The organism is Elusimicrobia bacterium HGW-Elusimicrobia-1, assembly GCA_002841695.1.
Lineage (GTDB): Bacteria > Elusimicrobiota > Endomicrobiia > PHAN01 > PHAN01 > PHAN01.
In genome coordinates this window covers 58,026-71,188 of sequence record PHAN01000007.1, presented here as the reverse complement: position 1 = coordinate 71,188, position 13,163 = coordinate 58,026, and the positions used below count along the sequence as shown (strand labels likewise).

The following is a 13,163-nucleotide window of genomic DNA, read 5'->3' as shown; positions in this document are numbered from 1 at the left end:
GAAAGCGTCCAGTTGTTTATTCCCGCGACCTTGCCCCAAGTCGGCTGGTCGGGCGGCAAATTGAAAAGTCCGGACACGGGATTCCAGTAAAGGTTCGTCTGAAGATTGCGCATAACGACCCAGACGTCTTTTGTGCCCGAAGGCGACGAACCCGGGTCGGACGCCGTGCCGGCTATGACGGACAGCGCCGAATATTTTCCATTGACAACGGGATAAGTCGTGACGGCCACCGCGTCGGCGGCGTCGTAGGTAAACCCTTTTTCGGCAAGAGGCGACACGTTACCGGAGCGGTCCAGGGCGCGGGCGCGCACGACATAGGCCACGCCGTCTTCCCAATTAAGTTCGGCGTCTTCCCACTGCCAATTCGTGGCGCCGGCGGCGTTCCACCATTTTTCTCCGGCGGTAAAATCATTCGCGCCCTCGTCCCAGTAATTCGCGCCGCGAAGAACGGCTACTTCGACCTTGCTCAACCCGGACTTTACTCCGGGGGCCGACGGGTCGGTGTCGTAAGCCGTGCCGGTAATTACCGCAAGTGACGATTCGTAATCGGCGTTGGGTTCCACAAGACCGGCCACGGGCGCGGTAGAATCGTACATGAACGAAATAATGGAGCTCTCGTTGGAGTTTCCGGCGGCATCATACGAACGGGCCTGCACGGTAAAGTTGCGGTTCGGAGTCCATGCGGGCGATGCGGCCTGCCAATTATTCGCTCCCGCGGCGGCAATCCAAGTGCTCGGCGACAAATCGACCCATTCTATCGCGTTCCATGCCAGAGAGTCGGTTACGTTTATTATCCTGAGTTCCGTGCGCGACACACCGGCCGGCGAGTCGGAGGAAGTGCCGGTAATCGTAGCCAGAGGATTGTTGGGGCCGTAGAAAGCTCCCACAGTGGGCGACGTCACCGATACAACGGGACCCGCGCGGTCGCAGGTAAAGTAAATGGTTTTCGGAGCGGTTTCCGTGTTGGCCGCGTCGTCGACGGCAACGGAGCGCACGGCATACTGTATTCCCTGCGCGAGACCGGTGGTTATGGAAATCGTCCATGTGGATACTCCGACATATCCGGCGGGCGTCGCGTCGATAAGATCGTGAGTGTTTGTCGTCCACGACGAGGATGTCCAGTAATACTGCGAACCGGATGTATAAGAGAATCTGACCCGCACTTCTTTGGATCCGGCCGCGGCGTCCGACGAAGTGCCGGTGATTTGGGCAAGCGTGGCGACGTAAGAGCCCGACGACGGCGACGTGGCGAATGAAGTCGGCGGGGTCTTGTCCCACACAAAAGTTCTGGTTGCATAGACCACCTCTACGTTGGTCGCAACGTCGAGAGCGCGCGGGATTATTCCGTAAGTTCCGTCGGCGGGGTTGCCCGCGGCGGTAAACGTCTGAAGTTCGGCCGATTCGACCTGCCAGACCTTTGTTACACTTGAATAAATGGCGTCGAACCACACGGGCGTGTCCGACGGAGTCGTCCATCCGGACGCGCCGCCGCCCGCGTAATATTTGGAATCCGACGCGCGCAAAAGCGCTATGCGCGCGCCGGCGCCCTCGCCGGCCGTAACCGTAGACACTCCCGACGAGTAACGGTTCGCCGTGAGATCGTCGGCCGTGCCTTCGACAATGTTTATCGTATTGAGTTTCTGTCCGTCAACCGACGGATAAGTAACGCGCGAAACGGGCCGCACGTTGTCGTATATAAATTCTTTTTGCGCCAACGAGACGCTTACGTTGCCCGCCTTGTCTTTGGCTCGGGTGCGTATCCTGTAAGTATATCCCTCCTCGAATGACGGCGATGTAAACGTCCACGAATCGGCGAAAAGCGAGAAATACGACGGATAGGTCGGCGAGTCCAGCCATTCGTACGCGGGATTTATCGTCCATCCGGTGCCCGACCAGTATTTGGTTGTTTCCATCTGCAAAACGGCTATATGTATTTCCTGCCACTGCCCGGGAGCAGTGTCGGCGGCCGTTCCGGACAAAACCGGCACGCTCTTATGAAGGGACGCGTTCGGGAAAAGTATGCCCGTGGCAGGCGAAGTGCGGTCTATGACATAAGTATTTTCCGACGTCGTATAAGTGTTGTTGGCCTTGTCGGTCACACGGGCGCGGACGTAGTGGGTAATCTGAGAAGTCCAGCATTCCGTCGGTAATGTCACGTTATACGTCCACGGCTCGTTGTTTGTGTCGAACTCGGCGTCGACGGCCGCGGCGTTTATCCATGTATTTGCTTCCGTAACCCATGAGGCGCCGTTGTAATAGTAGTTGGTGGGGTTAATAAACTTCCTGATCTGAAGTTCGACTTTACTGACGACGCCGCCAGAGGTGTCGCCGGAAGCGCCCGCAAAAGTCGTTATCGACTGATAGTGGCTGGCCGTCGACGGAGTGACTATGGCGCCGGAGGGGGCGGTGCGGTCTATGAAAAATACCACGTCTTCTATGGCCGTTTCCGTGCCGGCGGGGCCGTAACCCTTGGATTGAACAAGATACTGCCCTCCGTTGACCCACGCATCCGAAGATATGTCTATCGACCAGGAACCCGGATTACCCTCGGTAAGCGACGTCGGATTCCAGTATTCACCGACCCACGATTTCGTCGTCTCGTTCCAATACGTGGAATTGCCGGGGGCCGAACTGATTCTGAGTTTTACTCCGCCCTGCGCCTCAAGAGTGTACTGATTGGCGCTGCCGCGGAAGTTCATCGCAGAGAGTCCCTGATAATATCCGTTGTACGCGGGATAGTCCACGAGCGTCTGCGGCAAAGGCGCGGCGTAACCGAACGTATTGGTAGTCGCGGACGTTTGATAATTTCCACCCTGGTCGTAGGCCTGCGACCAGACGAGATATTTGTATCCCGGCGATTCCTTGGCGTCCCAGGCAAGGCCCGACGCGTCATACGTCCACACTCCGCCCGATACGGGCGCGGTGATCCATGCGGGCGTGGGCGACCAGTCGCCGGAATTGCCGGAAACTCCGGAGTTTTTCGTCCAGTATTTATTATTGGCGTTGGGCGGCGTTGGCACCTGGTCGGGGCAGAAAATTATAAGCCGGATGGTGGACGCAAGCTGCCCCGGCGATGTATCGTTGGCCGTGCCGGTTATAATAGGAAGTGAGTCGATGGGATTGCCGAGAGACGGGTCGTCGGGCGGAAGAACCGTGCGCGACGTCGGCGGGGTAGTGTCGCAGACAAAAGTGTTGGTAGCCCAGCCGGTTTCATAGTTTGACGCAAGGTCGCGCGCGCGGGATATTACGTAATACGAAGTGGTGTCCGTCCACATCGCGGGATTAACCACATAACGCCAGTCCGCCGACGACGTCCAGACGTTGTAAATGGAGGCGGTCGACCACGTGATGTCGTTTTGATTGAAGCCGGCGCCGGGCGCCCAGCCGTCCCACCATTTATTATCGGAAAGACGCTTAATGGCAACATCCACCGTCGTGACTTTACTGGCGCGGACGTTGGCGTCGTTAGCCGTGCCCGATATGGTTGCGAGCGCCTGAGCGTACGTCGAGCCCGCAAGAGGCGGATACATCACGCGCGAGGTCGGCGCAGTGGTGTCGAACTTGAACGTGTTTTTAAGTGTCACACCTTCGCTGTTAAGCGCCTTGTCTATGGCCTCGGTATATATGCGATATTCTTCATTGTCGTTAAAGGCCGCCGCTATAAAATTCTGCGACCATGCTGGCAAACTCAGAGTGGCGCTGAAATAATACGGGTCGGTCTGCCAGCCGAGACCCGTCCAGTAATCATTGTTGCTTCTGCGCAGGAAAACCCTTACCTCGCCGACTTCGGCGTTGACCAGAGGATTATCCTCGGCCTGCCCCGTGACGGTTACGGGTTTTGTGTTCACGCCGCTTGCGTCGGCGGGATAATCCACCGTCGAAGACGGCGCCTGGTTGTCAAACAGGAAATACGCGACGGACAAAACCGTCTGGGTATTCCCCGTATAATCTTCGGCCCTCGCCTGTATGCGATACGTCGCGCCCGACGTCCACTCCGGCGAAGTATATATCCAATGTGTCGTGCCGCTCGCCAAAGCCCAGCTTACTACCTGCTGGCTTTGTGTGACGTTATAGATATCCACCCGCACCGTTTTTACTCCGCTGGGAGAGTCGGAAGCCGTGCCGGAAATGGTCGAAAGGGTCGAGAGGGATGAAACCGTCACGCCGAACGGCGGCAAGTTTACCACTGCCGCCGGCGAGGATTTATCGACGACAGAATTAGCCGTAAACGTGTTGCCGGCGACGTCGGCGGCGCGGTTATAGAACCGATAGGAAGTATTCTCTTGGAGATAACCGTCGAAATCGCCGTACTCCCAAACTTTCGTGTCGGGGTTGTAGGTCGCCGTGGAATAGACGGCGGAGGCGGCGCTGAACGTTGACACGCCGTTCCACCACTTGCCGGAATTTACATTCAACACGGCAACGCTTGAAACCGTTATGGAAGAAATCGCGTCGTCGGCCGTGCCGGTAATTATTGTAAGAGCCGCCCAGTTGGCGGGCTCAAAATCGTATATTACGACCGAGGGCGGGCCGTCGTCGACGGTAAAAGTGGATGACGATAGTATACTCTGAACGTTTCCGGCCAAATCGTACGCCTGCGCCCACACGCGGTATTGCCTGCCGGATTGCCATCCGCCGCCCGTCGGAGCCCACGTTGAAGTCCACACCACGGTACCCGCGCCGATACCGCCCTGCGCGGTGTGCCACGGCACTATGCCGAGGTCTTCGGCGGGAGTGAGTTGATCGACTTTTACGCGAACGTAACTATTGCCGCCCCAGTCGTAAGCCGTGCCTGATATAGTCGCAAGCAACGACGACTTTCTGAAACTCTGCTCGGCCGGATTGACGATGCGCGCAACGGGAGTGGTTTTATCAATTATAAAATCGACGCCCGCGCCGTATGCGCCCTGATTTCCGGCGGGGATGGCGAGGTCGTCGGCGCGGACTTTTATATTGTAGTTCTCGTCGGAAGGAAGATTGACCTGGCCTATCGAGTAACTGTTCCATATGCCGGTGCCGGACAACCACTGCTGCGCCTCGAACTCTATGGAAGAAACCGGACCCGACGACTGCCACGTACCGCCGTCCCAATAATTCGTGGCGCCGGCCTGAGTAATTCTTTTTAACTGCAAATTGACTCCGCAGGGCGAATCCTCGCCGATACCGGCGAGATTGTCCGACGCCGTTCCGACAATGGTGAACGCGTCGCCCGGATTGACGCGCTGTCCCGCGGATATGGAAGAGACGCCCGCGGTAGGCGCGGCATTGTCAAATCTAAACGTGAAAGACGACGCGCCGGTCTCCCACTGGTTTTGCTGGTTGGTCGCTTTATCGACGGCGCGCGAGCGTAAAGTATACTGTTTTTCGTTGGCCCACGTGGGAGAAACGCGCGACCACGGCGCAACGCCGGAAACAACCGCCCAAGTGGATACACCGGTCGTGGCCCAGTCGGAACCCGTCCACCGGTAGAAAATAGAGTCAGAATCATTTCTTATTTGTATCTCAACCTTATCGACGGAACCCGGCGCCGTGTCCCACGATGTCCCTTCTATCGTGGCAAGCGCGGAATATATGACATTGTTCTGCGCGTTGGTGACTGCAGCCGTGGGTAGCGTGATGTCATAAACGAAAGCGGTGTCCGACGGCTGAGTATAAACGTTGGAGGCCTTGTCGGTCGCGCGGACACGGATGTTGTAGGACGTATTATTAGTCCACGTGCCCGTCGGTACCGTGATTTTGAACTCCGGCAAAGCGGTTATATTAGTTTCATTCCACGTGGTGTTATCGGCTATCCATTCCGTCCAAGTGGAATTGAACTTTGCGTAGTTGGAGCCGTTCTGTATTCTTACTTCGAGTTTAGTCACCACACCCATAGAGTTTGCGTCGGTGACGGTGCCGGATATGGTGGCAAGGGGACGAGTGGTTGCGTTGTAATGGTTATCGGCCAGAGGTCTTAATATCGTTGTGTTCGACGGTAAAGCATCATCTATCACAAATGTCGACGGGTTGGCCTCGGGGTCTCCGGTCTGCCCGGCGGCGGTCGCTTTTGCCCTTGCTTTATAATTTTTATTGGACGTCCACCACGCCGGGGTTATGTCGTATGACCAGTCGACACCGCTGATGGACAGAGTGGTCCACGTGGAATAATCAACCCATTGCGCAGTATAGCTGCTCCAGTAAGTAGACGATTGTGTCAAATCCTGTATGGAGAGTTCTACGTATTCGCTGAACGACTCGGCGGTGCCGCGTATCTGGTTGGCCACCGACGCTTTGTAGTGCAGGGCATTCACCGGAAACGTAACGACGGTAGCGGGAGCGGGTATCTGAAAATAAAATGTCCGCTCGACGGCGGTGGAATTCTGCGCTCTGTCGTATATTACGGCGCGAACTTTATAATTTGTGTTGTTGACCCACGGGTTGCCGGATGCCCTGGTCCACGTGGGCGAAGAATAAGACGCCGCAAAATAAACAGGGACGACGGAATTCCACCCGCCGCCGTCCCACCAGCGGGCGGGCGCGTCGGTTCTCTGATAGGCCACCTCGACGCGGTCAATCGAGCCGGGAGGAGCATCGAGGGCCGTGCCCGAAATTGTGGACAGCCCCTGAACCGTTTCGGCGTCGGGCGGAGGCGGAAGGTTTATCGCGGCCGCAGGCGGCGTGAAGTCGGCGATGAACGCCCTCGTGGAATACGAAAGTCCCCAGTTCTGGGCCCTGTCGCGCACGCGCACGTTGGCTTCATAATTTACGTCGGTGATCCAGTTGTATTGCGGAAGGTACCAGTACGTGCCGGCGGAGCTGAGGAAAGCGTTATTCCACGCATCTTCGGGAGATATATTCGCCCACGAAGTCGACAAACTTACGAAGTAAGTGGAATCGTACCTGAGATCTTTTATGCGTATCTGAACGGAATTTACGCGGCCGGGATACGTATCCAGAGCGGTGCCGTTTATCCACCCGGTTTCGGAAATGTAATTGCTGGGAGAAGCCGCCGGATAAACGACGGCCGCGGTGGGAGCGGCTACTTCATAAACAAACGAGAAGGTCGAATATATCAGTTCCCAGTTGCCGGCCTTATCCTGCGCTTTCGATATTATGTCGTATCTGGAGCCATTCCTCCAGAAACGCTGCTCGGCCACGCCCGACTGAGGAGTATTCCAGAACCATTCGACATAGTTGTCCGCGCCGAAAACGCCGCCCGAAGCCGTGGCCGACGGCCAGAAGTTTATGCTCGCATCAGGGTCGCCGGAGTTCCAGTTTACATCGTTTATGTTCCAGTAATAAGTTACGCTGGCGTGCAAGGGAGAAGGCGGCAGAAGCCGTATCCGCAACTGGGCCGCGGTAAGAATGCCGCGGGTGTTGTCCTCGGCCGTGCCGGATGAAGACAGGAACTTGTAGTTATAGTGGGAGTCGTCCGACATCAATATTATAAGAGAGTTCGGAACTTCGGGATCCGACCTGTACTCATCGTAAGTAAAGTAACGGGTAGTTACCGCCACTTCGTAGTTTCCGGCCTTATCCAACGCCTTGGCCACGACGCGGTATCTGGTATTGTGCGTCCACGACGGCGCGGCGTAAGTCCACGCGCCGGAACTCGCTCCGACGAAAACGGCGTCTTTCCAATAACTATCGCCGAGCTGCTCGCCCGCCACCCACGATGCCCCGCCGTTGAACGTTTGCTCTCCACCATTCGTGGTGTCGTAAATGTGAACTTTTACCTTGTCTATCCGTCGCGCGGCATCGGTCGCCCAATTCGGCTCGGCGGCGGTTCCCGATATAGAAGTAAGCGATGCCTTATGCTCTTCGTCGACGGCAAACGTGGTAAATTTCGACGACGGCGGCGACGCGTCGTAATAAAAAGTCCTCAATGAACTCCACTGTTTATTGCCGGTTCCGGCGGCATCGGTGGGGTCGCGGGTGTTGTCTTTGGCCAGAACCTCGACGGAATACCTTCCGTTATCGACCCACGAACCGCTAAATGCGTATGACCACGTTACCGTGGACAGATAATCGCCGGCCCAACTTACGGACGGATAACTATCCTCGGAGCCGGGCGGATCCGCCTGCCACGCCAAACCGCCTCCGCTATCCCACCAATACTGGGGAGTTCCCGTGATATCTCTGATGCGAATTTTGAATGTCGAAACCACGCCGCTGTTATTGCCCGACGGATCGTTGGGGTCGGCGGCGGTGCCGGTTATGGTCGCAAATCCCGATTTGCATATCTGGTTTTCGGACGGATCGTTTGTCACCGCCTGCGGCTTGGTATAGTCGACGAGTATGTTCGTCTTCGTATTGGCCGACGATCTGTTGCCGGGCGCGTCGAGAGCCACGGCTGAAAAGTCATATTTGTTGCCGCTGATAAATTTGTCTATGTCGAGTTCGTATTTCCAACCGACATCCTTGGCGGGCGCGGCGATGTTTATTACCGTCGACGTGAAACCGACCACCCAGTCGCCGGCGACGTGCGACCAGTAAGTCGAGCCGCGAGTGACGTCGCGGATGGTTAACTCTATCTGAGTTACGTTGCTGGAAGTATCCGACGCCGTGCCCGATATAGTCGCAAGCGTAGCCGGCACGGCGGCGTTCTTGTCAAAATTAAGCAGACGGTCGTTAGCGCCGGGACGCACTATGGCCGCCGCGGGACCCACATCGTCTATTCTGAATGTCCTTGTGGAATAAACGGAGGAGTAATTATTGCCCGGCGCGGATGCGTCTTTTGCGCGGGCGTTGATACGATAGTCGACATCGCGTGCCCAGATATCCGCTATTACTTTTTCCCACAGTATCGTTTTATTGTCGGGCGAAAGGGTGTAGGCGCCGGCGTTGAGCCAAGTGTCGGGGTCGGAAGTCCACCCGGCTCCGGTGTAATATCTGTCGTAGCCGGTGGCCGGAGACGACGCTACTCTTACCTGAACCGACGGGTCTGCGTCTATCGCCGTAAATCCGGACGTCCTGTCGCCGGCATAGCCGGATATGGTGGCCAGACCGGTGTGCACCGACTGATTAGGCATAGTTATCGTCGTAGTGGGCTTAGTCGTATCGTAATAGAAGTTGGAGCTCGCCGGAGGGTCCTCGGAGTTCTGGGCTAAATCAAGCGCCTTGGTCTTGAACGTATAGACATAATCGCTGGCCCATTTGTTATTGCTCTGAATGAACGATACATCTTTGTTCCACGACGGCGCGATACACTGCGTCACATTCTGCCACGGTATGTCGTTAATATTATAAACGGTAGCCCAGTCCTCGCCGCCGTCGCTCCAGTAACGCCATACACCGGAAGCCGTGGAGTAATACAACTGATAAGTCATCGACTGCGTGTCGCCGGAAGTATTGCCTTCTACCAGAGACAGAGAGTTCATATATGCGCCGGGGGCGGGCGCGCTCATAGCCGAAGTCGGACGCGTTTTATCCCAACGGAACTGTCTGGTCGATAAAACTATGTCGTAGTTTGCCGCGCGGTCAACTGCCCGCGAACGTATCCTGTACTGCACGCCGTCGTCCCAATTAACCTCCGGCACGATCACAGACCAAAAAGTGGCGTTCGGCGATAAATAATAATTGCCGCCCCAGTTCGACGCATTCACCGCAACCCAATGCGTGTCTCTTTCATTCTGATTGGCATTCGACTGCCACGCCGAACCGGTCCATGATTTCCAGTTCGTAACGTCGTCGAGATTTACTATATTGAGTTCCACAGCGCCGATACTTCCGGTAAATCCGGGATCCTGCGCCGTGCCGGATATCATATCAAGGGCGTTGATTCTTGTTTGCGCGGCGCCCGGAAGGTTTATCCTCGAAAGCGGGCGGGTTATATCGAACGTAAATACGCGGCCGCTTCCGAGCGATTCGCCGGAAATTCCGCTATTGAATTCGCGGCTGCCCGGAAGAGTTTCATTGTTTACGTTTTTCGAGTTATCCTCGGCCCGCGAAAATATTTCATACCTGGCGCCGTCTTCCAAATCGCCGGACGGGGGCATATTGATGCTGAATGTCCAGCCGCCGGTATCGTTGCCGGATTTGGAAGCCACCGACCAAGTGGAAGGTTCCACATCCTGCCAGGATGTGCCTGTCCAGTAACGCGCCGGCGTGGGATCGAATCTTCTGATCATCACTTCTATATTTTCTATGCCGGCGCCGCGCGCCGCAGGAGCGCTCCAACCGCCGGGTATGGGCGGATAATCTATGGACGTGCCTCCGATATTGCCGAGATTATCGACATTCAGGTAAGAGTTCTGCGAAGGAACTGTCACGCTTGAAACCGGCACGGATTTATCCACGTAAAACCGTCTGGCGTTATATTCGCCGGGCGGCGGATCGGCGGGAACCGCCTCCTCGTTAAGAGCGTCGTCGCGGGCGCGGGATTTAACCAGATACAGATTTCCGTCGGTGAAATTGGCGGCGCCCACGGAAAGATACCACGGACTCCATCCGGCGGCCACGCACCAGGTAGAGCCCTCGACCCACCCGGAAAGAGAACTCGACCAGTAAGTAGCGCCTCGTGTTAAATCTCTGATTTGTACAATTATCCTGTTATTGGCCCCGGTCGCCTTATTGTCGTAAGCCGTGCCCGAAATGGTGCCCAGATTGGCGTAGAAAACGTCGGTGCCGTCGGCATAGGGCTTGGTAAGATACGATGACGGTGTCTGAGCGTCGACCTCTATTGTTTGAGACGACCCCCAAATGCTAAATACGGACTGCTCGTTCTTGGCTTTGTCGCGGGCGCGGCAAACAATAAGGTACTTTCCCGTCAAAAGGTCGCTCGGCGGCTGCCACGACCAACTCGATGTATAAACACTGGCGTCGCGCCAGGTTATATTGTCGGCGCCGAAGTCGTCGCGCGTATTGCCCTGCAACCACTTGCCGGTGTCGAGTTTCTGCATCGCCACCTGCACGGCGGCGCCGTAAAGCGGGTCGTAAATGTCTATTCCGGAAAGAGTGTCGCTCATAATACCCGTAAACAGCGGCGGATCCTTGGAAATCATACCGGGCGCCGCGGGAACGCCGTCGGTAGGATACGTAAAAGTCGAACTGGGCGTGGCCGAGTCCCAGCGAAACGCCACGGTCGATAAGTTTATTTCCAGGTTGGAATCCCATACTCCCGCCGCATTTTTAACCGCGTCTTCCGCGCGCGACGCGACATAATAAGTAGTGCCGTCGATCATCGAACCTTTCGGCGGCGTATCGCCCGAATACCAATCAACGTCCGCGTTTAGATTATAAATTCCGCTGCCCTTCCCCGTGCGTGAAGCGCCGAACCAACTGGCGGGGTCTGTCGGCATAGGGTCTGCGGGCGGGTTCTTCCACGATCCGGCGCCGGGGTCCCACCAGATATTTCCCGACGCGCCGACGCGCCACAATATCCACCTTACAAACTGCACTGTTCCTTTGGGGTTATCTACCGCCGTGCCGCTTATATTCGATATTGCGCCATAGTAAGGATAAGGAGGGGATGCGACAAGAGCGCCGGGCGGAGTGGTTGTGTACGAATCGGGATTCTCCGGCGGGCCGGTCTGGTACTTATCGTAATAGAAGGTAAACGTGCGTGTGGAAGGACTCACGGCGTAATTTCTGGCCGAGTCCATAGCTATTACCGAAACGATATATTTTCTGTTATGCCATATATTCAGACGCCCTGTGCCGTCGGGATTTTGGGCTTCCACCGTCAGATATTGCCAATTGTTACCGGCCACGCCGGTAGAGACCCAGTTACTCAGAATATTTTCATCGCCCGAGGAATATGACGTCCAACTGCCCGCCGGAGTCCATCTTTTGACGTCCGCCGTCAGCGTCTCGTCTTTTATAAAAAGTTTGATGCCTTCGGCGCCGTGCATTCTGTTGCCGTCGTTGGCCGTGCCGCTGATCGCCGTAAGCGATTTACGCCAAGTCGTCTCAGCCGGATTCGGCTGCAACACCGCAAAACCCACCGGCGGGGTGTCGTCATAATAAAATTGAAGTCCGCAAATATCCCCGTGAATGGACGGAGTCGTCCACGTGGCGCCGCCGTCGGTCGAGGTCTGGTAATAAGTGTCAACCGAGCCCCACGTGTTCGTCTTATACTCGTCGCCGGCGCCGGCGTCTTTGGTATCGGCCGCGGCTATCTGGTAATAGTTGGCGTCAGCGGCCCCCACGCCCGAAGTAAAGAATTTTATGCGATAGTCGTAGGCGTTCAGGAATTTTTCATTGGTGTCGAACGGAGCGGCCACCTCTTTTTCCGTCCACGCATTCGCCAAAGCGGCGGCGGCCACAAATGTAAACGAATCCACTACCACGGCCACGTCCGCGCCGCCGGAGACCCTGGTTATCCTGGCCATAAGCGGCCCGTTGGGAGTTCCGGCGCCCGGATTTTTAACATACGCTTTTATCTTTACAAAACCTTTGTCGCCCCCGGTTATTCTGAAAATCTGGCCGAGCGCGTTGGTTCCTCTTAGTTCGGTTAAAGGAAAAGGCATAGTGGCATCCGTATATTTTAAGGCAGCCCCTTTAGCGGACGGCCTTAAATAAGGGTTGCCCTGATAAGAGCCGTCACCATATTCCGCCACGTATATTGGCTCAACGGTTCTGGCTTCCCAGGCGCCGGCCGACGCTTTGTGCAATCCGCCGGCTCCCGTGTCGGCGGCGTTTTCTTTTGGTATCGTATTGGTTTGAGGGCCGAGCACAAGAATTTTATTGTCGCCGTCGGCGCCCGTGACGGTGGCCAGAACATCTATGTAATATTTTTCATTCTGCTGAACGGGAAAAGCCGAGGGCAACGCCACCCTGCCCGACCAGCGGACGGTCGCGGCCTTGGCCATGTCTATCTGCGTTCTGGCCAGAGCGTCATAGGGGACACCCGCGTTATCCGACGATAATCCGACCTGCCATGTAGCCAATACGTTGTCCGTCACGAACCCGAAAAATACGGCGACGATTGTTCCGTTCTGCTGTGCCGTAAACGATAATGCGGAGCGCGAAGCGGACAACAATCCGCCGCCGGCTACGGTAAATGAATCCCCGGTGCCCAGTCCTCCCAGTTGCTCGGCGCGGAATTTATTGTGCCACCAGTCGTCGGCGTGCAAAATAATGGGGGCAGAGGTAATTAAAAATATAATTGCGGTCGCAAAATGTGTCATTCTGAGCCGAAGGCGAAGAATCTCAAAAGCGAGATGCTTCGTTTCACTCAGCAT

At 56.1% G+C, this 13,163-nt stretch carries 1 protein-coding gene (only partly in view); it reads right to left on the bottom strand.

What is annotated here, in order from left to right; all coding sequences use genetic code 11:
* Positions 1 to 13,163, bottom strand: part of the annotated coding region (locus CVU77_05575) for a hypothetical protein (GenBank protein PKN01406.1) (this coding region is incomplete at its 3' end). 15,537 nt of the annotated region lie to the left of the window's left edge; 13,163 of its 28,700 annotated nt are in view.